Here is a 26,167-nt window from a genome sequence, read left to right as displayed (position 1 = left end):
ATCAACCATAGATGGAATAGTTTCGGGGTTCCATCCCAACTTGGAGATGCACCATGTTGACCAATCCTTTGTATAATGACAAGGCTTTGAACCGTCGCCCGCCGGTTTACCTAACAGCACCACCGATCGCACCGTCTGGTGTGGAATTGCAACATTTGATCAGCGCCCCTGAAACAGAATGCGATCTGGAAGCGCTTGCACGGGCCATTACCATTCAGGACATCATTTTTGAATGCGAGGGCGATGGACCAATGGCGCAACACCCGGGCTTTCCTGGCGCGATCAGGCAAGTGATCGGGTCAGAGTTGATGAAAACAGCATCGAAAGAAGCGCTGGGTGGTGTAGCTTGTCCATGGGGGCCCGCTTGCGGCTTGCATGTGTTTTTCAACGGCCAACGCAGCGGCAAGGGGCTAGATATCCCCCCCCCATGGATCATTCGCAGTGAAACAACCGGAGCGAACAGTTTGCGCATAACCTTGCGTTTGTTTGGTCTGGGCCTGCTTTGGAGCAGCGAACTGTCTGAAGCCTGCCACAGGGCAATTGAACGCGGCATTAGCCTTGCTGGCAAGGCACCGATCTGCCAATCGGTTTTGATCCGCTCGGTTGAGACGGTCTGGACTGGTTTGCAAGATGACGCCCCCACAGGCAGTCTCGCGCTGGTCTTCTTTGTTACTCCCTATGAGTCGGAAAGCAACACCACTCAAGCAGAGACAGGGGAGGATTTTATCAAAGGCCTCTTTGGTCGATGCGAAGCCGTCGCCCGTTGGCATGGCCTATCATTGGCTGAAGACTGGGCAACAATAGAAAACACTATGGATCACATCCGGTTTGAAGAAAAAGGCCTCGGAGAGATTGAGTGGAATCGCTGTCTGAGCCAGTCAGGCGGCGCCAATATGATGATGAAGGGACAGATGGGCCTGCTGCAAATTCATCCGGGCCAAGAAAACACATCCTACCTTGTCCGACTTCTACAAATCGGAGAGCTGCTTCATGCAGGCCAAAAGATCGCCTTTGGTCAAGGCCGCTATGATCTGTTTTTAACACCCCTAGCAGGTGACGCATAATCAGCAGCGTCACCTATTGCCCAGCAGGAAAAGATCAGGCTTCTTTATTGCTGTTTGGTCAAGTGTGCCTCAAGAGCGGCGACCACAAGAGCATGGTCGTCTTCTTCGGCTAAACCAGAGACAGTGACCACGCCGATGACACCGCCATCTCGCAACAAGATGGGGAAGCCACCACCTTGGGAGGCATAGGTACAAGGTGGCAGGTAGTATTTTTGGTCCAACTCCATGCCAATGGATTTGCAATAAGTGCCCATATACAAGGAGCTATGAGAAAATCGCAGCACCGTTCTACGCTTGCGCGCAACCCATTCGCCATTGTCAGCTTGTGACCGCGGCAGGGCGGCATGGAACAATTGTTGCCCATAGGCGAAGACATCAACGACCACAGGCAACTTGTCCAAACGAGCCCTGTCTAAAAGATCCAGACCGACTGAGACACCATCTTCGAATGAAAAACTCGAAAATTGCAGTTTGCTTTCCTGTGCCAGCAGCATATCGACTTGTGCGTCCAGAGCATCCATATGTGTCATCCTCCACGTTTATTGGCGACCATGGCAGCGTTCGCAACGCCTGTCCATAAACACCAAATCTACAGACAATACAGGCCATTTGAAAAGGCCATTTGCCTATCAAAAAACAAACGCGGACAGTTTCACACAGAGGTTGCAACCAAGCAGACGCGATGCAAAGAATTTTGGTGGAATCCAGCATCAATGGTTGGGTAGAGCACGCAAAGTCTGCCTGCCTAAGCAGGGCGGAAGGTTAGACTAACGCCATTCAAACAGTGGCGCTTGCCCGTTGGCTGAGGACCATCATCAAAAATATGACCGAGATGACTGCCACACCGACGGCAATGCACCTCTGTTCGTGTGCTAAACCAGCTGTTGTCCAGCTTCGTTCCGACTGCATTAGGCAGAGACTGATAGAAACTGGGCCAGCCGGTGCCGCTATCATATTTGGTCGCTGCATCATATAGGGGTAATTCACATCCCTTACAGTCATATATGCCAGCGCGTTTTTCCATGTTCAACGGGCTGGAGCCTGCTCTTTCGGTCTCCTCTTGCCGCATCACCTTAAACTCAAAGTCACTCAGCAAGCTTTGCCATTCGGCATCAGTGCGCGTGATTTCAAAGGCCCCTTCGTCGGCGAAGGCAGGTTTGGCCAACAATGCGGCTGCACCGGACATCAAAAACATACGACGGTTCATGGATCATCTCCCAAATTACAAAATATCTGTGCGGCCTCGCCTCAAAGCGATGAGCGCAGAGAAGAGACAATGATGATATTACCAGAACAGGTCTGCCTTCAAAGTCACAATACGGTGTGACCAAGAGAGCGGCGGCATTCCCCACGATGCTCTGATCTGAACATTTGTGTACTTATACGTTATTGGATTTTTTGATTAAATGGCTGTCAGCAAGCGCCTATTCAACAGTGAAGCAATGGGTAAAGGCCCCTCACGGGCACAACACAAAAAGTTTTCTGAAGCCGGAAAGAAAACAAAGAAAATGCATATCTGATGCCAAAATCACTAAGGATCACCTGATTATGCACACAAGGCGAGCCAATATGGATGGTGTGTTTATGGATCCGTGGTTAAAGCAAGGTGAGGCGGGCCGCTAGTCCCCCGAAAAGCAGCCCGCCTTATCGCATGCACAAGATTGCTCCGGCTGCGATATGTTCCTAAAGAGTGTTGTCAGTATAACTCAAAAACATTGCAAATGCATGTAAACACTCTCGTTAAGCTTAAACTCTCATTCTTTTCGCAACAGCGAAATAAATTCTGTCGTCATGACGCCATGCTCAAAAGCGTCGGCTGGGGCGATATGTCCTTGCAAGAAAACGGCCATTTGTAAACTTTTAGCAACCGTTTCAGCTCGATTGATATAAAGAGCAGCGGCATTTGGAGGGCAGATTTCCAATGCAGTTTGCCGAAACAGCCCCAACCAATGCCCGAAATCTTCTGGCTGCAGGTCCGCCATTTTCATATGGGCAGGAACCGGGCGACCGTCATATTCTCTTGTCTGCATCAACAAGGAGCGCCAAAAGCCCTTCATACGATCTAGATGATCGGGCCATTCTTGGCTCATGCCATCTGCAAACAAGACGGATAATCGAGGGTGTTTTTGCACTTTGGCATAAAAAGCGTCCACCAAATCCGAAACCTGAGCCTCAGTAATGGATGGATCAAGCGGCTTGCCAGCCCGTTCTCTGCGCACGAGCGGACGCCCAACCAAAGGCTCCGTAGGCTGAGCCTTGGCTTCAGCTTGCGCCTCTGTTAAGAGCCGCTCTTTTTCATCCCTCCCCAGGGATTTGTCCGCACCGAACGCAGATACCACCAGATTACCCCATAGACTATCAATTGCACGCAAAGATAGCGTTTTCTAGTCGGAACACAAGTATAATATGTTCCCCTATTGCATGAAACGCACGAACAGATTGCCTCCAAAGTGGTGGCTTTTATAAGAATGACGAGAATAGACAAACCATCTCAAGGTGCAGCAAACCAACCCAATTGCTCCGTGCGCCTCTCGGGATCTTGGTCAAAACGCGCCAACCTTTCATCATCATAAGCGGGACGGACCGCAGACCAACTTTGTCCATCAAGACGCCAACTGGCCTGCGGCGGCAACTGCTTCACGCTCTGCGGTTCAACCAATTGTCGGCGCTGCCATGGCTTGGACAAATGACATTGCGAACCCCAAAGCCATTTTTGTTTGACACGTTCAATCCAGCCGCGCGGTTTCGGCACAACAGGGCAGAGAAGGATCATGTCCTGAAACCCGAATTTTGCTAAGGTTGCAGATAGCGCTTTGGCAGCAGCTCCGAACAACAGCATTGTTTCGTCTAACACTATAAACTGTGGGCCATAGCCAGCATGCGCCGTAAAACGGCGCAATTGCGCGCGACATTCAGCCTCAATCAACTTGTCGTTCAATGCAAACCCACGCGCCGCCCTGGCAAAATCGTCCAAGTCAGGGAGGCTTCCAGTCCTTAGTGCATTCTCAGGCGCGAATCCGGCTGTTAGGGGAGAAAAAGCGCCAGTCAACCTTATGGACAGGCCTATTTTGAGGTCAGGAGGTCCTGATGATCGCAATTGTGACAGCATAGGTGCGGTTTGTGGCCATATGTCAGAAATCGTAAGACAAGAGACGGCCCCGACAACGCCCCTCTGCACCAGTTCTGCCGTGGCTCGGTTTACGCCGTCTGTCAAACCCAAATCCAGCGCACATAACAATGTGTCATCCTTAAAACTAAAGCCGACTATTCAAATATAGCCATACTACAGCGCCCTGCATGCACCCTTGACCGACGAATAGCAAGTGCCCTCCGATATTCTCGCATCGCGTGTCAGGACCACCGCTTTGGTGGATAAGAATCAAAAGAAATTGGACAACAAATATCTGCCAATTTGGACCCTCGTATTGCTTCTATTTAGAAGCAATAGAACCTTGTTCACACAGTGAATAATGGGTCTCATTGTTTACAATCGCACCTATTCACTCAGCTCACAAAATCTGCATTTTATGTTTTCGCAATAGTTTCCACAGAATTCTAATAAAATACAGTCTAGAGTAAACAAGATAATCACCATCAAATTATTGTATTATTATTTCAATAATCACCAAAACATTGAAATATAAATTTGGATAGGTATATTTACATCACCCCCTTCCTAACAACATAAGGAAGACTTGGAATGTTTTATTCAATAACCCAGATATATTTCCAACTATTGTCTAATTAGCTATAGCAATTTTTATTTCTCCTAATTATACTATTCAACAGGGCAAACACGGTTTGCTGCTTTGGTATTTGTCCCCCAAATTAATACCAGAGCGTTCGGTGACCATAGTGTTTTCCCAAACAGACGGTCCCCACAAATACCGTCTTTAGAGGTCGTCTGTGATGGCGACCTCTTCCTTTCATCAGGACATCCAAGTGCCCTTTCTTCATGTTGATTTCGATCGTCTCTGACCTATTGTTAACGAGACTACGGCGACCGCTATTCAAAACACTTGATATGAACATAAAATCGCCCTAACATACGCCCATCATCAAGAGAAGGGCTGGCGCCCTCGCCAACCTGCCAACCGCGGCAAGGTGGCTCCAATACGGGATGTGGCGGCATTTGCGTTTTGAACGTTGTGCCTGCAACCAAGCGGAGATTTTCTTCACCCGTTTTAGCCAGCCTTCCAAACCGTGATTCGGCTTGCCGGCCAACCCCGTGGCTTTGGCAATCCGGACATGAAGGAAGGATATATTATGTTTGATTCTATCGATCCGGGTCGTGACCGCCTCGTAGACGAGAGTTCCATCTCCCCGCGCAAGGGTAGAAAAACAAGCCGGCCGAGCCACCACCAGGCAAGTGAAGACGTTCTCGTGATATTGGAGACAGGCTTTCGCGCGCGCGTGATGTCTTGGCGTTCAGCCTATGAGCTGGGAGCCCGCAATGGTCTGCCCCTTGGCGCGTTGCGTCAACGCACAGAGCAATGCGCCCATTTGATCAGGGCAGGATTGGGCTGTGCTGTTGATGAGACTCTTTTTGCGGCATTGGTCTATCATTATGCAGATCTGGCCAAGGATCTGTCCCGAATTGACAGATAGCAAACAAACAGCAGTCTGGGTAAGATCGAATAGAGATCCGGCAGACTCTTGGCAACCTTTTCGGGAACGATCAGGCTGAGCGTGATCGTTGCACCCGCTCGGCTGACTGAAATATCTGGTTTTCCCGGATTCGTCCTTCCTGAATAGCAGACCGTATCCAGCCAATTGCTTCAGCTGGCAGATCTGGGTTAGGTTTGAGGCTATTAGACAGCAGCAAAATATCATAACCGGCCTCTACCGCACGCAGTACCGCCTCACGAGGCTCGGCCATTTTGCGGACAGCACCCATATCCAGATCATCCGTCATGGTGAGGCCACGAAACTGTAAGCCACCGCGCAAGACATCCTGAACGAGCGTGCGCGAGAAGGTGGTTAGTTCGCCATTGTCTCGCTCTGTGATGCGAACAAAGAGATGCCCGGTCATGACGATGTCTGCCAATCCCTGACGGATCAACATTGAGAAAGGTTGCAGTTCCTCGGGATCCCAGCTTTCACGAATATCAACAAATCCGTTGTGGCTATCCTTGTTGGACAGACCATGGCCGGGGAAATGCTTAAGTGATGTCTGAAGGCCATAGCGCCGGTGCGCCCGCACAAACGCCCCCGCATAAGCAACGACAGTGGTCGCATCCGCTGCATAGGCACGGCGATTTTTGCCAATCACAGGATTGAAACTACGGTGCAAATCTGCGACCGGCCCCAGATTCAGCGTAAACCCCGCATTGGCCAGTTCTTTGGCTGCGACTGCATACACTTTCTCAACACCGGCGACATCTTTGCTTTGCGCCAGCTCCAATGCAGAGGGAATTCTGGTGTATCCCTGTTTTTGTTTGAGGCGCTGTACAGCTCCACCTTCGTGGTCGATGGCTATATGCTTGATACCAGCGCCATGGAACAATTTATTAAGTCCCAAGACATCCCGGCCCGAACCGATATTGGAGCCCAGATAGACCACGGATGCAGCACGTCCTTTGGCAACATGGGCCGCAATTGTGCGCACGAAACGCCCTTGGGCACTTTTGCCAGAGAAGCCGACCATAATCAGTTGACCAATGGCGCGCTCAAGATCTGCCGCATTTGCAATGGTTGACTTGATCAAGACAGGAGCAGCCAATGCACCGGCTGCACATTTCATTGCGCTACGGCGTGACAAGAAGGGCGTTTGACTCATCGGGACATCCGCATGCAAGAGGAAACTAGGTGATTCTATATATCATAGATGCTCTGGTCTGAGACACCAGAGCAATGAGTCCAAATCATGACCTCTTGTTTTTGCTTATGCCTTATTGAGGCGAGCAATCATATGATCAAACAACGGATTGGATGCTTCGAAAACATAGTCAAGCCGGCCAACAGACACCGATGGAGCCCCCAGCTCACGCAGGCGGCTGGCGATGGCATAAACCCGTTTTTCCGATGCGTGCAACCGCAAAATATGATCTGTATGACCAAAGGGAGCATAAACGCCAAAGCCTTCAAATTCATCGCACATCTGCTGGCTGATGGCCGCCGCATCAAAATGGGTTGCGGTAATTTCACGGCGCGTGCGGGCCGCTTCTTCAGCCTGCACCCGATCTAAAATTTCCCCCAATGCTGTCTTGGCATTCTCGGACCAGTCTGCCGTAAGGGACGCCACCAAATTGGCCTGTGATCGCAGCATCACCCCGTCATCAATAATTTTGAGATTGTTGGCTTCCAGTGTTGAGCCCGTTGAGGTGATATCGACCACCACATCAGCCGAACCCGCAGCGGGGGCACCTTCTGTCGCCCCAAGGCTTTCGACAATCTTATAGTCAATGATGCCATGACCAGCAAAGAAGGCACGGGTTAAATTGATATATTTGGTTGCAACACGAAGGTGGTGACCATAACGAGCAGGCATGTCCATGGCGACATCGCCCAGGTCTTCCATGCTGCGCACATCAATCCAGGCTTTGGGCACGGCGATCACCACGTTGGCATGGCCGAAGCCCAACTGGATCAACAGTTCAATATAGGCGTCTGGTGTGGTCAGATGCTCGCGAATGAGATCTTCGCCAGTCACACCCAAATGCACCGACCCGGCTTTGAGCTCCTTGGCGATCTCTGACGCAGAAAGAAAGGCGATTTCGACATTGTCGACCCCTTCCAGATGTCCGCGATAATTGCGAGCTCCGCCCGGGCGTGCGATTTTCAAACCAGCGCGCGCAAAAAAATCATTGGTGTTGTCTTGCAAGCGGCCCTTGGAAGGAACCGCGATGATCAGAGGATTATTGCTCATTCTGGTCACTCCCTTTACGCGTTGGTCAGGCGATCAAGCCAAATTACAAACCCGATGGCTGGCACCGCTTGAATGTCGGCACCAAGGTCGGTTTTGGCTCTTGGGGCCAACAGGCCGAGCAATCGATCATAGCGCCCTCCTCCGGCAACAGGTTTGTCTTGACCGTCAAAATTGAGCTCGAAGTTAAAGCCCGAATAATAGTCGAGGCGTCGTCCAAAATCGGCTTTGAACTGCAGGGGTGTTCCTTGCGGTACTGCGTTGCGAATGGCCACGATACGGTCCGAGAATTGTTGCAAAGCGGCACCAAGAGGCCCGCCCTCCTGCGCGTTGAAAGCTGTCAAACGCTCCAAGCTGTCGTCTAGAGAACCGGAAATAGACAAATAGCGCGAAATCACGTCCAGCTTGTCTGCGTCCCAACCGGCTTTGGCAGCCAGCTCGGCCTTTTCCATATATCGTTCGGCGATATCGCCGACAGAGCGGCCGCCTACGGTGGTTAGACCGGCTATGGACAGCATTTCTTCGACGGCATCGCGCACATCGCTGGTCGCTTTGCCATCGAGTATTTTGGCCAGCCCTGCCGAAGCACCATGGTTTTCAGAACCGCCTTTTTCCAGACGGGCCAGCATGCGGTCGAGTACCTTGCGGTCACCAAAGGCGCCCTCTAGACGACGCTGCCACACGGCAGGCGCATCCAATGCAGTTAACAGAGACGAAAACAGCGCGAGATCTCCGATGGTGACGACCGGTTTTTGCGCCGAAAGACTTTCAACCAACAACACCGCACGGGCGACACTGTTGGCGTCAAACTCAACGCCGCCATCGGGATCAATTTGCTCGATACCGGCCTGATAAAATTCCCCCGGCGCGCCATCTTCACGCTGACGGAAAACAGGCCCGATGCAGGCATAACTGGCTGGTCTGTCTGCCGCACCGCCCGACAGGTGGTGTAGACATGCAGGAATGGTGAATTCGGGCCGCAGTGCCATGGCCTCACCATTGGAACCGGGGGCAACATAGAGTCGACGACGGATATCTTCACCGATCAAATCTACAAACAGATCCGCATGATAGAGAACCGGCAAATCAATCGGGCAGGCTCCTGCCTCGCTGAGCAGGAGGTCCAAACGCTTGCGCATTTCGTCGGTCAGATAGGTCATACCTTCTCCTCTCACCCTGATGGTCACATCGGGTGATCTTCACTGACAAGCTGCTCAGTTGGCCGCACGGTCAGTGGCCTGATCGGCCAGCATTTTTATTACGGTCGCGACCATCTCAGTGAGTGGCACTTCCACTTGTGCAGGGCGGCTTTCACGCCAAGCGGCATTGTCTTCAATCTCGGCGGACAGGCGTTTTCCCTCGATCAGATCCTTGATCTGAACGATGCCAGCTTCTTTCTCATCTGAGCCCTGAATGATGGCCAGCGGACAGCCGCGCTTGTCTGCATATTTCAGCTGATTGCCGAATTTCTTCCAGTTGCCCTGATAAAGCTCCGCACGAACACCAGCTGTGCGCAGCTCTTGTACCATTTTTTGATAATGGCCCAAGCTGTCTACATCGCCGTCCATCACAGTGACCAACACCGGGGCGACTACCGTTTCATTGCCCAACTTGCCGAGGTTTTTGAGTGCAGTCATCAGACGCGACACACCCATGGAAAAACCGGTTGCTGGCACTTCTCGGCCCACGTAACGCTTGACCAAACCGTCATAGCGGCCGCCACCACCGACCGAGCCGAACTGGACAACTTCCCCTTTTTCGTTGGTAACATCGAACAGCAATTCAGCTTCATAGACAGGGCCGGTGTAATATTCCAAACCACGCACAACAGACGGATCGATCTTGATGCGATCTGCGCCATACCCACACGCGTCAAAGATTGCCTGCATGGTGTCCAACTCGCGTTGACCATCATGGTCGAGATCCAGCTTCCCCTCGGTAAACGCAAGCACTTTTTGCGCATTTTCATCCGACAGGCCTGCGCCTTTGGTAAAATCGCCAGACTCATCCTTGCGGCCAGCACCGAGCAGCAATTTGACGCCTTCGGGGCCGAATTTATCGAGCTTGTCGACCGCGCGCAGCACCGTCAGCCGATCCTCCGCATGCTCGTCGCCACCAAAGCCAATTTCCTCCATGACACCGTCGAGCAGTTTGCGATTGTTGACGCGGATCACATAGTCGCCGCGCGCAATGCCCAAGGCTTCCATGGTATCGGCCATCATCATGCACATCTCGGCATCGGCCTGCACACCTGGCGCGCCGACCGTGTCTGCGTCGAACTGCATAAACTGACGAAAACGACCCGGTCCGGGTTTTTCATTGCGATAAACATAGCCCGCACGATAGGTCCGGAACGGCATTTGCACTTCGTTGATATTCTCGGCGACATGGCGGGCGAGCGGCGCGGTCAGATCATAGCGCAGGCTCATCCATTGCTCATCGTCATCCTGCAGAGAAAACACGCCAGCATTTGGCCGGTCTGTATCTGGCAGGAACTTACCAAGGCAATCGGTATATTCAAAAGCGGGTGTCTCAATCGGGTCAAAGCCATGATGCTCATAAACGGCCTTGATTTTGGCGATCATGTCATCAACTGCACGAATATCGTCGGCAGTCCGGTCTACAAATCCACGCGGCAGGCGGGCTTTGAGCTTTTGGGGCTTTTTCACTTTTGCCATGATTAGACGTCACTTCACTTTGGTAAAAACGGAATAGCCACCTCATGTGTGGCTTTGGCCTCTTCCCTACCCCATCAGGGCCTTATCGACAAGCTTGTAGCTTGGGTGTTTTGTGCCCCACCGCCACTTTTTCGCCAATGGATAACAATTTAGGGTTTAAACGCAAGAAGGCGACCAAACTGGTTGGTCGCCTCCTCTCAATAGATGTGCACACAGAAAAAGCGCCACCAAGAACCATTTTGGCATTAGCTCTGACGCTGGATCTCCACCTGATGGGGATAAGGGATCGAAATGCCCTTGGCATCAAAGGTTTCTTTCACTGCTTTAAGAAAAGCAAATTTCAGATCCCAATAGTCTTCACTGGCACACCACAGACGGACAGAGAGATCGACTGAAGAGTCGCCCAAATTGGTCACGCGGGTCCATGGTTCCGGATCTTTCATAACGCGGTCATCTGCATTGGCAAGGTCGAGAATAATGCCCATGGCTTTATCCATATCATCACCATAATCAATGCCAAAAACAAGATCGACTCGACGTGTCGCGTGGGCTGAATAGTTGGAGACGGTGGAGCCCCATGCCTTGGAGTTCGGCATGATGATCTGGACATTATCCGGCGTTGCCAATTCAGTTACAAACAAGTCGATATTCTTGACCGTACCTGCTGTGCCGGACACGTCAATATAATCTCCAAGCTTATAGGGCCGGAAGATGATCAACATAACACCGGAGGCAACATCACTGAGCGTGCCTTGCAAGGCAAGGCCAATGGCGAGGGAAGCTGCACCAAGAACGGCGACCAAACTGGTCGCTTGGAAACCAAACAATTGCAAAACGGCGATAAAGACAAAAACAAGGATCAACCAACGGGCAAGGGACGCGAAAAAATTGCCGATCGTCGGATCAACAGATTTGATGCGTGCCAAGCGTTTGCGCACGATACTTGACACCAAACCGGCTAGAATGTAGCCAACAACCAGAAAAATGACTGCCTTTACAACATTGATTATCAGAGGGGCATAAACGCCCAACTGTTCGATCATTGCATTCATAGAAAACTCTCTCATTTTGACAGTGGGCCAGTCGCATTCTCACCCGCTTATTGAAGCGGGAGCATTACCCATCTCCGTTCCAGATAGCAAGAGCTCAACCTGCACTCTTTAATGGGCGTATAAACGCCGCCCTTGCCTCTTCTATTTTTTCGCGACAAATGCAGCCCTCGACATGATCGTTGACCATGCCCATCGCCTGCATGAAAGCGTAAACAGTGGTTGGGCCGACAAAAGACCAACCACGCTTTTTGAGGTCCTTGGAAACACGGGTGGAAATCTCTGTCTTGCCTAAGACGCGCAAATCTTCAAAGGTGAAATTGGTTGGGCGATCTTCCGATTTGGGTTCATGCGCCCAGAAATAGGCTGCGAGCGATCCAAACTCGGAACGCATTTCTTGTGCTCGCTTGGCGTTGTTAATCGTGCTTTCGATTTTCTTTCGATGCCGCACAATGCCTTCATCAAGCAGACAGCGTTCAACGTCAGCCTCGGTAAAGGCTGCGACTTTATCGATGTCAAAATTAGCAAAAGCGGCACGGAAATTCTCACGTTTGCGCAGAATCGTGTACCAACTCAGACCGGATTGGAAACCTTCAAGACAGATTTTTTGAAACAAGATCTGGTCATCGGATATGGGGGTGCCCCACTCATTGTCGTGATAGGCCAAATAATCGGGTTTACCGCCATGCCACCAGCAGCGACTTTTGCCATCGTCACCGACAAGCAGTCCGTCTTTGGCTTCCTGATCTGGCATCTTTCTTCCCTCATAAATTTGTTCTATTTTTGTTCTTACTGCATTTTGCTAAGAAGAGTCAATCTAGCGCCGGTTTAACGAACAAAAAGCCCCGCTGTTATCCAGCAGGGCTTTAAAATTTGTTTTGAACTTCGACGGCTTTTGCCAAGCAAAAAGCCTAGCCAAACAATGCGTCGATGTCGTCTTGGCTTGCCACACCCTCTTCATCTTCAAGAGACGGGCCGTTGAGCAAGGCTGCATCGCCTGTTTTTTCCAACGGATTATCGACTTCAATTTCTTGGAAGTGATCGATGCCACCCCAAATATCCATCATTGAGACAATGCGCTCTTCGATGAACCGCAAAACATTGACAACTTTGGTAATGCGCTGTCCGGTCAGATCCTGAAAGTTACAGGCTTCGAACATCGATGTTACGCTTTCCTGTATCTCATGGGTCCACTGATCTTCTTCACCGGTCAAAACTTTTGACAGTTTCGTGGCATTTTCGTCCACTTTCTCGGCCGCAGCCAAGATTTGTTCCGTCGCCTGCTCAGTGCCATAAACGATAGCATCCAGCTCGTCGGTGACTCGGTTCATATCGGCCGAGTGTAGTCCATTGACGTGCAGGGTCGCGATCTCGCGCTTGGTCTCTGCGATGGCCTCGTATATTTCATCCATCTCTTTTTTCAGCAGCAGCGCTTCGTTCATCTCGGTGCGATAGTTTTCCACCAGAGTGGTGTTTAACTCTTGCGCGGGTTCAATCAAGCGACGCAAGGACGCCAGCTCGCTCATGATTTCCTTGTGCTGATCACCCGATATGGAGGTGTTGGCAACAGATGAATGCTGCGTTTGGGCGTTGCCCAAAATTTGCTCAATTCGAAATGGTTTGGTTGCCAGCGCCATTTCATCAATACTCCCGCACTTCAGATTTTTTTGGCCGATTCCCACGCCGACGTGCTTTGCACACAAAAAGTGCCATCGCATGCCGGAGAGTCGACTGATCTTGATTGAGAAAGATTATGCTCGCGTTCGTTAAGATTGAGTTGTTGAATTGATAAAAATCCTATTTTTCATCTATTTGGATTGATTACTATAAGAATAGACACAAGAATTTGTCGGGGGACCTTAGCTGGATACCCAAACGTGGAGCTCAAACGCAAGTCTTCAAAATGGTGTGAAGAGACACGAGGTGATTGACCTTGTCTTTGCAAATGCGCATTGTGTCGTCACGCTCAAAATCGGACGGCTCTCAGGGAAAGCCTTTATCGGTTTTAACAGCCAACGTGCAGGTATGGTAAAACTGACAAAGGTAACGGCGTCAACACCCTGCCCTGCTTAAGATAAGAGATCGAATGACACGCGTAGTTCAGCCTTTGTGGAAGGCTCTCGGTTCTTCCTTCAGCGCCCTTTTTGTGGCGTTCTTTGTATTGGCATCGAGTTGCCTTGCGCAGGCGGCCACCTATCGTGATGCGGATGTTGCAGAAGGGTTCTACAAAACAGTCTTCGGCGCCGAGATCAAAGCCCTGAGTTGGGGGTCACAAACCAATCGGGTGAAAAAGTATGTCACACCGGTTAAAGTGTGGATCGACAACAGAGCGCGCCTGAATCGGCTCAAAACCGTGCGTCAGTTTGTAAGTGATCTGCCGCGTTTCATACCCGGCCTTGAAATACGCATGGCACGAAATTCCAAAGACGCCAACTTTCGCATCTATATTGTCGACGCAGAAGATTATGCGACCACGGTTCAGACCGAAGTCTTCAACAACCAAAAAATGCGTGTCCCCGGTCAGTGCATCGTAAGAGTATTGTCTCGCCGCTCAGGTATTATGCGCTCGGACGCCGTTATTGTATCGGACCAAGGTTTGTCGCTGTTTCGCCGTTGCATGGTGGAAGAAATCCTTCAGGGCCTAGGTCCTGTCAATGACAACGAGAGCCTCACCTTCTCGGTATTCAACGACTTGACCACCTATGACCATTTTACCAAATATGACCGAATGATTCTGAATATGCTCTACAATCCATCGGTCAAACCGGGCATGACCCTGCGGCAAGTTAAGCCCCTGACGCCGGATTTGTTGCAATATGCTAGACAAATCATCGGCGAGAAATAGGCCCGAGCCTGATACAAAAGAGCATTTCTGTACACCAAACCAAAATTTCTCTAAAAATTAAGCATAACAAAAGTGCCAGTTACGTTTTTTTAACGCTGACTCCAATCAGTCGCGTTCGCAAGTTTTTATTAACCTTTCTTATTTGTTTAACACCTAGTATTGAAGTCGAGTTCAAGAGGATCTTCCTTTGCGATTAGAAGGCGATTTTCTTTTGTAATATAATTCTTCATTTTCAGGCCGTTTTGCCTGGATTGTCGTCGATTTTTTGTTGTGAGTATTTCGATGAAACGCCTTTTTCTTTCAGCCTGTGCCGTTGCACTGGGCCTGTCAGGGCTGACGATTGCCCCGGCAGACGCCAATTCTCTGCGCTACGCACCACCTCCGCCTGTTATGCTTAGCCCAGATCAGATTGACCCATGGGTTATGCAAGTTCGCCCCGGCAGCTTTCGCATCGAGCCACGGGATGCACGTCCACGCGTCACGTCTCGTCGAGTGGCGCCAGCACCGCAGCGCACGCGTCAAGCATCCATTGCTAAGACCAAGCAACGCGTCCGCTCGATTGATCCTCGCTTCCTGCCGACCGTCGTCGACTATGATGGCCCTCATAAACCGGGCACTATTATCGTGAACACCAATGAACGGTATCTCTATTTGATCAATAATGATGGTACCGCTCGCCGCTATGGTGTCGGCGTTGGTCGCCCCGGCTTCGAATGGGCAGGCCGCCACAAAGTCACGCGCAAGGCAGAATGGCCGTCTTGGCGTCCGCCAGCAGAGATGCGTCAGCGTCAACCGGGCTTGCCCGCATTTATGGAAGGTGGCCCACGCAATCCGCTTGGCGCGCGTGCTCTTTATCTGGGGTCGACCCTATACCGAATTCATGGCTCGAACGAACCTTGGTCCATTGGTCAAGCCGTTAGTTCTGGTTGCATCCGCATGCGCAATCAGGATGTCCAAGACCTCTACACCCGTGTGCGTGTTGGCACCAACGTGGTTGTAATCTAGATAGCTTCATATGCTATGAGCAGACTCGAGAGAGAGATCCGACATGGGATCGAATAACTTGGGCTCCCCTTTGGGGAGCCTTTTTTGTGTCTGCATGCGGGTCGCCACTCATCCCAATCCCTCAAATCGAATGGTTGGAATTCCCGGAGCAAATGGCCTCAAGCAGGCTGGACGAGAGAAGCCATCTCCAAACCGAACGCCTTATGCTTCGCAAACGCGGTCTCGGCATGTCGATGAAATGTTGATAAGAATGATAGGGAGCGCCCTAAACAAACGCGATGGAGCGCATGCGTTTGTCTTGATACATGCGGGCATCCGCCAACGCCATTAGGGATGCGAAGCTCCCCTCCCCTTCAAAGAAGTGGACCACACCCATGCTCAAACCAATATCATCAAATCCATGACCACTCATTTCGCGTTCAATGATGTTGATATGCTGACGCAAGTCATCGGCTTCAAGGTCACCGGCACGCGGGAAAACCTGCACAAGTTCATCACCACCGATGCGATAAACGCGACTGTCGGAATTGATCTCGCAAAGCGCTTCAGCAACCAGCCGCAATGCCCTGTCGCCCTCGTCGTGCCCTGCCAGATCATTGACACGCTTGAAACCATCAAAATCGATCAGCATCATCAAGGAATTACGCAGAGACTTCGGATCAAACATCGCCTCGACTTCCGACTCTTCCAGCTCATTGCGCATGTCTTCCAAGCATTCATGCATAAAACTCTCAAACGCCCGGCGGTTGCCTTGCCCTGTGACAACATCAGTATGAGCATCCGCAACAGCTTTGCGCGTTTTTTTCTCAGCAGACCCAACTTCAAAATATGGGCCATAGAGAACAGCGAGTTCCTGAAGGAACGTTACCGTTTCTTTGAGATTTTCCGGCTCATGATCATCTGCAATGAGGGCATAGCCGATACATTCATTTCGATGGTTTTTAAGGGCCAAACCGACAATGTGTGCCACCCCCATATCTGTATGAGGCTCGGTTTGATTGAAGAACCCGGTCAGATTTTTTGTGACCACCATTGATCCGCACATATTGAAGCCAACATTGCGATAAAGCGGTGGAATGCCGTCTTGGCGCAGGCGGTCGTGATCATAACAAAGGTCAAATATGATGCGTTCGTTTGGCCAGTCCATGCGACCAATGGTGATCCATCGGGATGCTATCCTATCACGCAAGACTTGCATTGCAGCGATAGAAGGAAGAATGCCACTGGCAATTTGCTTGGCAAAATCGTCCCTTAGGGATTGGATGCGTTCGCCCAGATAATCGTCATATTTGACGATTATCAGTCTATTCTCACCGAGAGCATAGCAAGATACGCCCCATCCTTCCATCATTGCTCGTTCAACCAACTGCAGGTCATCGTCAGCCCCACAGCAGCAGTGCTGAGTAGCACAGAGCGACAGAACTCTCTCTTCTAAATGCGTTGGAAACCCTTCGAGTGCTGCATTACGGTATAGGATCTCCGCCGCCGGACTCACAATTAGAATCCCGTCGCTGATATTCTCAAAAACCGAACAAAGATCCCGTTGAGGGATGCTCCAAGTCGCAGCCATTGTGCTGGTCCTATCCTGCAATTCATCTTTAAGTATCGCAATAAATTGATAAAATCTCCTTAAGCCACCTAAAGAACATGAAATTCTCAGTCACAACCCAAGCCGAATTCGTGCTTTCGACAATGATTGACTCGCCTTGAACTCCCCAAATATGCAACTTTTACCGAATAGCATTATTCACAAGGCAGGATGTGGATAACTACCTAGGCATACACATAACCGCATGCACTTCCGTCCCAAGAAAGCCTCTGAAAGATCGCAATTTTGTGATTTTTGGACAGGAAAAACTTTGGAATTACGATGGCCTGCGACCATTTGGCTCAGCAATTCTATCAAAAACTTGTCCAAATAATAGGCAAAATCCGGTAAGTGTTTTTAAAGTTCACGATGAAATTCAACTTTAAAGATGCTTGTCATTAACTGGATGGCTGTTATCTTGGCCCATGGAAGCAGTGCGGCTGGCGAGGACCTGTTTAAGCTTGCGCTGCAAATTTTGAGAAGGACCGCAAATATGAAACGTTTTGTTGCTGTTGCTGGAATGGTAATTTTGGCGTCTGCTGGTGCAGCCCTGGCTGAAGGCGATGCTGAAAAAGGCGAAAAAGTTTTTAAAAAATGCAAAGCCTGCCATCAGGTTGGTGATAAAGCCAAAAACAAGGTCGGCCCTGAGCTGAATGAAATCGTAGGCCGCAAAATTGCTTCCGTTGAAGGTTTTAAATACTCGAAAGCCTTCATTGCAAAAGCCGAAGAAGAGCCTGATTTTGTTTGGGATGAAGCCAACATTGACACTTATCTGACAAAACCAAAGGATTTCATCAAGAAAAATAAGATGGCATTTGCTGGTCTGAAGAAAGAAAAAGACCGTGAAAATGTGATTGCTTATTTGAAAACCTTCTCAAAACCTGCCGAATAAGTAAGCAAGTTTGCAGAACAGCAATTGTCCTGCGTTTGAAAATCGCTACACCCCGTCAGCGCCGCTGTTGGGGTGTTTTGCTGTTTGCCCTTCTTATACAGTCCGAAGCGTCAAACGCGCCTGCACTTGTTTGAGGTCACGCCAGCACCAGGCCTTCTCGCGGTATGCTATACGGCCATTGCGTATGTCCACGCGCTTCCCCACTTCCAAGCCTCCCATCTTTTCAAAAAAATGCTCGGCCTTGTGATTGCCACCCATCATCCATGATCCAGCGGATTGATAGTACGCACCAACCAGCCGTTCTACCATGGCCATGAACAGATGACGCCCATGCCCTTGCCGTTGATAAGCGGGATGAATATAGAGCGCATAGAGCTCAGAGTCGGCTTGAATTTCATTGTCCGGCCTGTCACCCAAACGCATGGGGCCGGCCAAACCGTAACCGATTAGGCCCTCTGCATTCTCCAAAAGACATGCAATGAGCCCCGCTTTTTCATCGGCCAGCCATGACCGCCAATGCGGCGTCTCGCTTGTTGCATCAAGGGCGTCGAGTGTCGCTTTGGACATCAAACCTTGATAGGCATGATGCCAACACAACAGCTTGAGCTTTGCCAGTTCGGATGCATCTTGGGGACTAGCAGACCGCAGTCGGCAGGATAGGGGATTTGATTGGGTCATTGGCTTCACATGATTCAGAATGATCGGTAATGGCCTCAAAAGCCTTGCCCGAATGCTCGACTTTTGGCTCTGCTCATGGAGTATGTTAGCCGATGAGCAGAGAAGGCAACCAGAGCACCACCTGAGGCACAATAATCGCAGCTGTCAAACCAATCAATTGAAGTAAGACAAATAGGCCCATACTTATTCGATTATCCAACGACGCCCCTTTTCCATAAACAAGGGTTTTGGCAACAATTTCACCGCTTTGCCGACTGTAGGTCACCAAGGCGGTGATGAGTGCCAACCAGACGAGGGCCGCCAACCATAGCTTTGATTGCATTATGAGCCCCTGTATTTCGAGTATCTTGGCGGCCTCAATCGACGCAAGCTGACTAGTCACCCCCGCCCAAATAGGAACCAAAAGACTGTTGAAATTCATATTGGAAAAGACGGGCATAAGCATTGGGAGTACTACAAGAGTAAGAATGATCCAGTCAAAAAACAATCCCAAAAAGGCGAGACCGATGAGAAGCAGGATCAATGGTAGCCAAGGCAAATGATTGGAAGGCATCACCAAATTGCTAAATTGATCCATCACGGCTACGCCGCCAAGGGCAAGGAAGACAGAATGGAAACAAAAGGCAGCAAGCAACATCGCGCCTAAATTGGCAGTTGCGACGGCGGCCCGATTGGCAACCCCTAGAAACCGCATTGGCCTCAATTGGCCTTGCAAAAGAGCCAAACAGCACAACGCCAAAGACAATGCTGCCAATGTCGCAAAGAGGGAAACCTTGTAGTGCAGCACCATTGTCAGCGCCAAAACTACCAGCAACACCGGCGGAAACAGGTATCTCAAAAATCGACCCCAATTGCGCGAAAGCGGTGGCGGCTGCCCCTGACCCGGCCAATCTGCATATCTTTGGGCCTGACGTCGATTAGCAAGCACCCACAACTCCAACAGCCAGTTGATCATATAAAAAGAAAACAAAACGGTCGTTGGTACAAAAAGTGCGACGGAAAGATATTCAGGCGGCAAATCAAATAGCCGCGCGACAAAAATCGAGACAACGGCACCCGGCAAAAATATGGACATAAAAATAGACCGCTCACCGCACACCTCTCGGTTACCTGCACGGGACTTGATCTGGATGCCGACTTTGCGCTTCTTGGTCGCTTCACGCTCGGGTTTAAGCGGGTCCATTATGCCTTTAATGGCAAAAGACGCCCGTTCCATTTGACCGCTTTCGACCAATAACTCGGTGAAGAACAAAAGCAAAGGCAAGCAAAGCAAAGCCGGATCAAACAAAATATGCGAGAAGATGCCATCCGGAATGGAGGATAAAACGGTGGTTTCAATGAGGCCTGTTTCTAGGCCTGCCCAGCCAAAAAGCAATGACAAAGCACCAAGAGAAAACGCAATAGGATATCCCGTCACAAACAGAAACAAGAATGCAACGAGCAACCACAGTGGCGCATTATCAAACCACAAAACAGGCAGAATATCGGACCAGTTTGTCATGCCTGTATCTGATCCCCCCAATTGCGCTGTAGGTTTTCAGATCTCGATGTGTGTTGTTCCGTTGCCAAATCCAAATGTGTGGCAGCGCGTTTTCGCAAATAATTTGGACCAAACAAATAGACCAGCGAACGCAAAATCACGCTGATGGCGGCGCAGGCAAGCAAGGCAAAGGCAAAAGGCAAGACAGCATAAAGCCCCCAAGCAGGAACGTGCCCGGCGGCCATCAGCTGTTTGATATGGACGCTGGCTGCAGGATGGAACTGGATCTGGTGACTATAGGCCCATCCCAAATCCATCATTATCCAGCAAACGGGCAAAAGCAGGACAGCCGCGCCCATAAGTTCCAACACCGCTCGGGGGCCAGAGCCAGCTTTTGCCCGCCAGCCCAAATACCGATGGTGCGCATTGCGCATATAGGCCGACGCCAGTCCGCCTAGCATAAGAAGAATAAACAGCCAGCTGAATATCTGTATTTGGGGATGCTCTACCAGAGCGGCTTGTCTGCTCCACGATAGTAAATCCAGATCATTTGTCCCCACCTGTGATGACTGAGTGAAAGCCAAATAGAGAGGCAAACAAAATAGGGGAATATAAAGGAGGCCTGTTGCCCGCCCGACAAAGCACACAAGTTTTTCCAGATCTTCACTCGCTTCTTGCGCACTCAAGGGCACGCCACCGCTTTGTCGCCGACAACTAAGGGCAAATAGGATCCCAACAAAAGCCGTGCCGGTCAGAACAATCGTGATTTGATGCTGTATAGTAAACTGGCTGGGATCAATATCATTCAAGCGCAGGAGGGCATAAAGTCCTTGCGGCAAGCTGGCGAAGGACACCATTGACAGAATATATGCGGCAAGTAGCAAGACGGGACGTCCACGCCGCCACGCTGCATAGAGCGCCAGAAGAAAGGCTGCTACCATAGCAAAAGCTACAGTCGGTTCCTGAACAAAATAGCATGCAATGGAAGCCAGACAGCTCACCAATGCCAGAACCGTACCTTTCATATGTGCGTTCCCCTATCGCGCAAACATCCCGTTAACTCAGTGCCCCAAACAAACAATAACCGTCATTGTGTAGCGAGCCGAAAAGAACCCCACTTTTCGGTGACAGCTCCCACCTCACGCCCTGATAGAGGACCATTGATGGGCTATTGCTTTAAAGGTGATCTTAGACATGCCACACTCTAAGCAAACATGCATAGGGTTTCGATGTATTTGATCGCTTAGCTCAGCATTTTATTCATATATTGTTAACATAAAACAGATTGCATGGAATCTATAAATACTCTTTTTACGTGTATTTATATATTTTTGGGGGTTGGTAAAATTAATTTACCAGCTTAGAGCGATCCCTTTTTGTAATCCGAACACATTGGTGTAATAGTCATTTTATCGCTGAGACAGACAATTTATCAACTTGCACAGCGATCACTTTCGGCTATTGGACCAACCAGCAAATGCGAATTAGAAACGCATGATTTTCAATATCATCAGCCACAGTCGCACATCGAATGCGGTGATTGACCGCAATGAACGCCTATTCCTCAAAGGTGGTTTAAGTACGAGCGACAAATTGGCTGCTGAGCGAGGGTTAGTGACGCAACGGAATTTTTTCCAAATTATGTCTCGAACTGCTTTGAAAATTCTAAAAGCTCAAAAGCGGTTGCGGTCTCATCATAGAGGTGGCACCTTGGTTGCTGATGTGGCTGGAAACATTTTCTCCGACGAGATTGTCGAGTTTGTACCCCCAAAATTGGAGTGCCAATGGCACTCGTCATTGATTGAACGCCGGGTGCTCCTTACCGGATGTGCCGTTTCGCAGCTCTTTTCAAACAGGGCGCAATAAAAGACCAACCAGACAGATGACATGGACCCAAACATGGACCAGATAGAATTGAATTTCACCACGGACCAAAAGCACCAGACCAAAGGCAAACGCGTTGGTTTGTTTGTGACTTGTCTTGTTGACCTTTTCCGCCCGACCGTTGGTTTTGCTGCCGTCAAACTAATTGAAAATGCCGGTTTCACGCTTGAGGTTCCCAAAGACCAAACCTGTTGTGGTCAGCCCGCCTACAATTCCGGCGACAAGGAAGATGCAAAAGCATTGGCCAAGCAAGTCATCAAGGCTTTTGAAGACTATGACTATATTGTTGCCCCTTCCGGGTCTTGCGCGGCCATGATTGCCAAACACTATCCCTCGATGCTGGCCGATGATCCCGATTGGGCAAACCGTGCCGAGGCTGTGGCAGGCAAAACCCACGAGCTGGTCAGCTTTTTGGTCGACGTGGCTGGGGTGAACGAAATTGCGTCCCATTATCAAGGCTCAGTTACCTATCATGACAGTTGCTCGGGCCTACGCGAATTGAACGTCAGTGAGCAACCGCGCGCCTTGCTCAAATCCATCGAAGGGGTCGAGCTTAAAGAAATGCAAGACAGTGATGTCTGTTGCGGTTTTGGTGGGACATTTTGCGTCAAATATCCCGATATATCAGACGCCATCGTTGGCAAAAAAACGAAGACCATCGCCGCTTCAGGGGCCGGAACATTGCTGGCTGGAGACCTCGGGTGCCTGATGAATATGGCTGGCAAGTTGAAACGTGAAGGCTCTGCGGTTGAAGTGCGTCACGTCGCCGAAGTCCTCGCTGATATGGCTGATGGACCAGCCATTGGCGAGAAACCGGGCAGATAGGCAGCATTTAGACGCACATTCCTTGGTCTGGGTCAAACCCGCCAAAGGCAATGTCCGTCAGGAGGACGATATGGAAATCAAGTCACCTACCTTCAAACAAAATTCCCGCGAAGCGCTGGCTGATGTCACCCTGCAAAAAGCACTAAAAAATGTCGAAAAGGGCTTCATTGGCAAACGACAGGATGCGGTTGATGCTCTGCCGGAATTTGAAGACTTGCGAAATCGCGGCCGCGCCATCAAGACCCATACCCTCAAGCATCTGGATCTTTATCTGGAAGAATATGAGAAAAAGGTTGTCGCCACAGGTGGCCATGTTCACTGGGCCGAAACAGGGGGAGATGCCTGCGAAATCGTCAAGCAGATTTGCCAAACGGTGAATGCAAAGACCGTTACCAAAGGCAAGTCGATGATTTCGGAAGAAATGCAGCTCAATGCCTTTCTTGAAAAAGACGGCATGGATGTCATCGAGACCGATCTGGGAGAATATATCATCCAGCTGCGCGGAGAAATCCCCAGCCACATCATAGCCCCTGCCGTGCATGTGACCAAAGAGCAGGTGGAAGCTGATTTCCGGCGTGCCCACACCCATCTCGATAGCGACCGCAATCTGGACGATCCGACCTCCCTGTTAGGCGAAGCGCGTGAGGTGTTGCGCGAGAAATATTTTGCAGCCGACGTAGGCATTACCGGTGCCAATTTCCTGATCGCGGAAACCGGGTCATCTGTGATTGTCACCAATGAGGGCAATGGCGACCTGACACAAACCCTATCACGGGTGCATATTGTGTTGGCCTCTATCGAAAAACTGGTCCCCACAATGAATGATGCAGACCAGTTGCTGCGGCTGTTGGCCCGCTCGGCCACGGGTCAGGAACAAAGCGTTTACACCACCTTCTCTACGGGTGCGCGCCGCGAAGAAGACCCCGACGGGCCGGAAGAATATCATGTCATCTTGTTGGACAATGGCCGCTCCTCAATGCTCGGCACCGAGTTTGAAGAAATGCTGCGCTGTATTCGCTGCGCGGCCTGCATGAACCACTGCCCTGTTTATCACGCTGTTGGCGGCCATGCTTATGGCTGGGTCTATCCCGGTCCTATGGGGTCCGTACTGACACCATCCCTGATCGGTGTCGACAAAGCAGGCCACCTGCCCAATGCATCAACATTATGCGGACGCTGCGAGAGTGTTTGCCCGATGAAAATCCCTCTGCCCAAAATGATGCGCCACTGGCGAGAGAAGGAATATGAACGCCATCTCAATCCTTCGACCCAGCGCTGGGGTTTGAAAGGCTGGGCCTTTTTGGCCACCCGTCCTCGCCTTTATCACTGGGCGATGGGTCTGGGTATGGGCGTTATGAAACATTTGGCCCCGAAAACCGGCCTTATGCAAAAACTACCGATGACCGGTGCATGGACCAAACATCGCGAATTGCCAGCTCCGGAAGGCAAGACCTTCCAGCAAATGTGGGCGGACAAAGAAAAAAAGAGGAAAGCGGCATGAGCGACATTCGAGACAGCAGCGCTGCAAAATCGGCCATCCTGAATAAAATCCGTCGTTCATTGGGCGGCTCGGCCAGCAATGGGGACCGTTCCATTGAGCGCGAAGAGGTGACCCATCGCCTTGAACGCAAAGAACGCGGCATCCTTCCCGCGCGTGGTCAGGTCGGTCGTGAAGAACGGATCAAACTGTTCTTGGACTATGCAGAAAAAGTGTCTTCAACCACCAACCGCGTAGCATCCTATGATGCTCTGCCCAGTGAGATCGCAAACTATTTGCGGGGCCGCAATTTGCCGCAAAAAATCCGTACGGGCCAAGACCAACGCCTCGCGGGCATAGACTGGAGCACAGAGCCGCAACTGGAGCGGTTGATCGGCCCATCGGACGGCACCGATCTGGTTGGTGTCAGTCATGCTTTGGGTGGCGTTGCGGAAACCGGCACAGCGCTCTTTGCTTCCGGACCGGACAATCCGACAACGTTGAACTTTTTGCCAGAAACACACATCATTGTCGTCCATGCCGACGACATCCATGCGGACTATGAAAGTGTGCAGGATAAATTACGCGGCGAGGATGGAGAAGCTGTGATGCCACGTGTCGTCAATATGATTACGGGGCCTTCCCGCTCAGGCGACATTGAGCAAACAATCCTTCTTGGTGCTCATGGTCCGCGGGATGTGCATGTAATCGTTGTGGGCTAACCCCTTCATCGCGGCACCGCTTTGCTTGACGCTCCCCTCAATGAAGGGCATGCTTTGATTTGATCGGAGGCTTGGGCTGTTAATGCACGCCATATTGGTCTTTAGCAGCCCTTCAGATGGATTGCTTGTTGGTGAGCGACCATACATGCGAGCTCTGGGTACAGAGTTGGTGGAATTGGGGTGGATGATGGCAGATTCGAATAGTTTTCTGGGCTTTTTGGAAGGCCTCTATGGCCGTAGCGCCATAGAGCAGATAGCTCAAGTCTCGGGCGTGGATCGCAAAGATCTGGAAGCTGCCGGGGACGTGTTGATGCCAGTTTTCCTTGAAGGTCTGCAGAAGGCACGCAGTCAGTCACACAAATCCCCATCCTTTGGTGCGCAGTCCGGTCTGGATCAAACGCCATCCTTTGATAGTTTTTGGCCAGCCGAGATGGTCGATGCCATGCAGGAGTTTACGTCTCAAAGCGCCCAAGCGGCCAAAGCATTCAGCGCATCGCCCCCTGCCGACAACAGCGCCTTTCCCTTTAGCATTCTGGGCGGACAGACGGTCCCTATGGAAAAGCTTTATCAAGCATTCCTTGGCCAAATCGCACAGGAACAATTGATACGTGAAGCCAGTAAAAAGACGGGAATTCCGGGCAGTCAGCTCAAGACCCTGTTTCCAATGTTGACGACCTATGGCCTGATGCCACTCATGCCGCAGTTTGCCGTTCCGGCCGCGGATGATCCAGCGGGATGGATTGATTATTTAGGAGATATGGGGCGGCGTAGTTTTCGGCAAACCAATCGAGAACTGGAAGCTTTGCCAAGCCCGTTCGCAGCGGCCTTTGATGGTCTGTTGGCCGGTTTTTTCCCTAAAGCGGCCGCGCCGACCCCTCCAGAACCGGACCACGCCCAAAAGGTGCGGGATGCCAACCTTGACCTGCAAGCCACTTATATAAAGGGTCTCAACAGCCTGTTTGAAACCTATCAGGCGGGATTTTCGGACAAAACCAAAGACAGTTCAGACTAAGCCCTTCTCAGCCTCTGGGTAGGCCGGACGTTTCGAAATCCAAACAAAAAAAGGCCCGCCAAGAGTGACGGGCCAAGGGGTGAGGATCTCAAGGAAGATCCCC

General features: G+C 50.7%; 25 protein-coding genes and 1 riboswitch. Of the genes, 10 read left to right on the top strand and 15 right to left on the bottom strand.

The features are described from left to right. Positions 1-53 precede the first annotated feature (53 nt). Positions 54-1,064 (top strand): hypothetical protein, encoded by a 1,011-nt coding sequence (locus C0081_RS22215; RefSeq protein WP_101535917.1) that lies wholly within the window; start codon positions 54-56, stop codon positions 1,062-1,064. A gap of 44 nt (positions 1,065-1,108) precedes the next feature. Here the strand turns inward: C0081_RS22215 and C0081_RS22210 are convergent, their stop codons facing one another. The 4 genes from C0081_RS22210 to C0081_RS22195 all read right to left on the bottom strand — a co-directional run bounded on the left by C0081_RS22210 (position 1,109) and on the right by C0081_RS22195 (position 4,302). Next, positions 1,109-1,585, bottom strand: a complete 477-nt coding sequence (locus C0081_RS22210) for a heme-degrading domain-containing protein (protein WP_210200595.1) — start codon at positions 1,583-1,585, stop codon at positions 1,109-1,111. A gap of 224 nt (positions 1,586-1,809) precedes the next feature. After that, positions 1,810-2,271 carry a peptide-methionine (R)-S-oxide reductase MsrB gene (msrB, locus tag C0081_RS22205; RefSeq protein WP_101535916.1) on the bottom strand — a complete coding sequence of 154 codons (462 nt, stop codon included), beginning with the start codon at positions 2,269-2,271 and terminating at the stop codon, positions 1,810-1,812. Between the two features lie 547 nt (positions 2,272-2,818). Beyond that, a complete protein-coding gene (locus C0081_RS22200; RefSeq protein ID WP_101535915.1) occupies positions 2,819-3,436 on the bottom strand; it encodes a group III truncated hemoglobin in 618 nt (205 codons plus the stop codon). A 119-nt stretch (positions 3,437-3,555) separates the two neighbouring features. After that, a complete protein-coding gene (locus C0081_RS22195) occupies positions 3,556-4,302 on the bottom strand; it encodes a ChbG/HpnK family deacetylase (protein WP_280952905.1) in 747 nt (248 codons plus the stop codon). Between the two features lie 812 nt (positions 4,303-5,114). Further along, a riboswitch (SAM-I-IV-variant riboswitch) is annotated at positions 5,115-5,236 on the top strand. Between the two features lie 94 nt (positions 5,237-5,330). Here C0081_RS22195 and C0081_RS22190 point away from each other — a divergent pair. Continuing rightward, a complete protein-coding gene (locus tag C0081_RS22190) occupies positions 5,331-5,672 on the top strand; it encodes a hypothetical protein (RefSeq protein WP_146006519.1) in 342 nt (113 codons plus the stop codon). Positions 5,673-5,742: 70 nt separating this feature from the next. On the opposite strand, the gene C0081_RS22185 is transcribed toward C0081_RS22190, so the two are convergent. From C0081_RS22185 to C0081_RS22155, 7 genes are all read right to left on the bottom strand, one after another. Continuing rightward, positions 5,743-6,843, bottom strand: coding sequence for a glycoside hydrolase family 3 N-terminal domain-containing protein (locus tag C0081_RS22185; RefSeq protein WP_101535912.1), 1,101 nt, complete (start codon positions 6,841-6,843; stop codon positions 5,743-5,745). A 105-nt stretch (positions 6,844-6,948) separates the two neighbouring features. After that, a complete protein-coding gene (hisG, locus tag C0081_RS22180; protein ID WP_101535911.1) occupies positions 6,949-7,932 on the bottom strand; it encodes an ATP phosphoribosyltransferase in 984 nt (327 codons plus the stop codon). Positions 7,933-7,946: 14 nt separating this feature from the next. After that, entirely contained in the window at positions 7,947-9,089 is a 1,143-nt protein-coding gene (locus tag C0081_RS22175) for an ATP phosphoribosyltransferase regulatory subunit (protein ID WP_101535910.1), read from the bottom strand. Between the two features lie 54 nt (positions 9,090-9,143). After that, the gene (gene hisS / locus C0081_RS22170; RefSeq protein WP_101535909.1) at positions 9,144-10,610 is read right to left on the bottom strand and encodes a histidine--tRNA ligase; all 1,467 of its coding nucleotides are present in this window, start codon (positions 10,608-10,610) and stop codon (positions 9,144-9,146) included. A 242-nt stretch (positions 10,611-10,852) separates the two neighbouring features. Then, positions 10,853-11,659: a mechanosensitive ion channel family protein gene (locus tag C0081_RS22165; RefSeq protein ID WP_101535908.1), complete on the bottom strand. Its 807-nt coding sequence runs from the start codon at positions 11,657-11,659 to the stop codon at positions 10,853-10,855. A gap of 94 nt (positions 11,660-11,753) precedes the next feature. Continuing rightward, on the bottom strand, positions 11,754-12,410 hold the full coding sequence (locus C0081_RS22160; RefSeq protein ID WP_101535907.1) for a DNA-3-methyladenine glycosylase I: 657 nt from the start codon (positions 12,408-12,410) through the stop codon (positions 11,754-11,756). 157 nt (positions 12,411-12,567) lie between these two features. Continuing rightward, positions 12,568-13,293 carry a protein phosphatase CheZ gene (locus C0081_RS22155; protein WP_101536061.1) on the bottom strand — a complete coding sequence of 242 codons (726 nt, stop codon included), beginning with the start codon at positions 13,291-13,293 and terminating at the stop codon, positions 12,568-12,570. Between the two features lie 449 nt (positions 13,294-13,742). Between C0081_RS22155 and C0081_RS22150 the strand changes: the two genes are divergently transcribed. Further along, positions 13,743-14,501 (top strand): DUF2927 domain-containing protein, encoded by a 759-nt coding sequence (locus tag C0081_RS22150; protein WP_101535906.1) that lies wholly within the window; start codon positions 13,743-13,745, stop codon positions 14,499-14,501. Positions 14,502-14,783: 282 nt separating this feature from the next. Further along, entirely contained in the window at positions 14,784-15,506 is a 723-nt protein-coding gene (locus tag C0081_RS22145; RefSeq protein ID WP_101535905.1) for a L,D-transpeptidase, read from the top strand. A gap of 265 nt (positions 15,507-15,771) precedes the next feature. Here the strand turns inward: C0081_RS22145 and C0081_RS22140 are convergent, their stop codons facing one another. Further along, positions 15,772-17,076, bottom strand: a complete 1,305-nt coding sequence (locus C0081_RS22140) for a GGDEF domain-containing protein (RefSeq protein WP_101535904.1) — start codon at positions 17,074-17,076, stop codon at positions 15,772-15,774. Positions 17,077-17,587: 511 nt separating this feature from the next. On the opposite strand from C0081_RS22140, the gene C0081_RS22135 reads away from it, so the two are divergent. Further along, positions 17,588-17,986, top strand: coding sequence for a c-type cytochrome (locus tag C0081_RS22135; RefSeq protein ID WP_101536060.1), 399 nt, complete (start codon positions 17,588-17,590; stop codon positions 17,984-17,986). 93 nt (positions 17,987-18,079) lie between these two features. Here the strand turns inward: C0081_RS22135 and C0081_RS22130 are convergent, their stop codons facing one another. From C0081_RS22130 to C0081_RS22120, 3 genes are all read right to left on the bottom strand, one after another. Further along, positions 18,080-18,664, bottom strand: a complete 585-nt coding sequence (locus C0081_RS22130) for a GNAT family N-acetyltransferase (RefSeq protein WP_101535903.1) — start codon at positions 18,662-18,664, stop codon at positions 18,080-18,082. 85 nt (positions 18,665-18,749) lie between these two features. After that, positions 18,750-20,165 (bottom strand): TRAP transporter large permease subunit, encoded by a 1,416-nt coding sequence (locus tag C0081_RS22125; RefSeq protein WP_101535902.1) that lies wholly within the window; start codon positions 20,163-20,165, stop codon positions 18,750-18,752. Beyond that, a complete protein-coding gene (locus C0081_RS22120) occupies positions 20,162-21,169 on the bottom strand; it encodes a hypothetical protein (RefSeq protein WP_101535901.1) in 1,008 nt (335 codons plus the stop codon). The genes C0081_RS22125 and C0081_RS22120 overlap by 4 nt, the downstream gene beginning before the upstream one ends. Before the next feature lie 469 nt (positions 21,170-21,638). Between C0081_RS22120 and C0081_RS22115 the strand changes: the two genes are divergently transcribed. The 5 genes from C0081_RS22115 (at position 21,639) to C0081_RS22095 (ending at position 26,064) form a co-directional block, all read left to right on the top strand. Next, the gene (locus C0081_RS22115; RefSeq protein ID WP_101535900.1) at positions 21,639-22,010 is read left to right on the top strand and encodes a hypothetical protein; all 372 of its coding nucleotides are present in this window, start codon (positions 21,639-21,641) and stop codon (positions 22,008-22,010) included. A 33-nt stretch (positions 22,011-22,043) separates the two neighbouring features. Further along, positions 22,044-22,853, top strand: coding sequence for a (Fe-S)-binding protein (locus tag C0081_RS22110; protein ID WP_101535899.1), 810 nt, complete (start codon positions 22,044-22,046; stop codon positions 22,851-22,853). A gap of 70 nt (positions 22,854-22,923) precedes the next feature. Further along, complete coding sequence (locus tag C0081_RS22105) at positions 22,924-24,354, top strand: LutB/LldF family L-lactate oxidation iron-sulfur protein (RefSeq protein WP_101535898.1); 1,431 nt, start codon at positions 22,924-22,926, stop codon at positions 24,352-24,354. Next, positions 24,351-25,052: a LutC/YkgG family protein gene (locus C0081_RS22100; protein ID WP_101535897.1), complete on the top strand. Its 702-nt coding sequence runs from the start codon at positions 24,351-24,353 to the stop codon at positions 25,050-25,052. Before C0081_RS22105 ends, C0081_RS22100 begins: the two co-directional genes overlap by 4 nt. Positions 25,053-25,134: 82 nt before the next feature. Then, positions 25,135-26,064 carry a hypothetical protein gene (locus C0081_RS22095; protein WP_101535896.1) on the top strand — a complete coding sequence of 310 codons (930 nt, stop codon included), beginning with the start codon at positions 25,135-25,137 and terminating at the stop codon, positions 26,062-26,064. Positions 26,065-26,167 lie beyond the last annotated feature (103 nt).

This window comes from Cohaesibacter celericrescens, assembly GCF_002866925.1.
Lineage (GTDB): Bacteria > Pseudomonadota > Alphaproteobacteria > Rhizobiales > Cohaesibacteraceae > Cohaesibacter > Cohaesibacter celericrescens.
The sequence above is the reverse complement of the archived record's forward strand: the minus strand, read 5'-3'. Positions and strand labels throughout refer to the sequence as shown.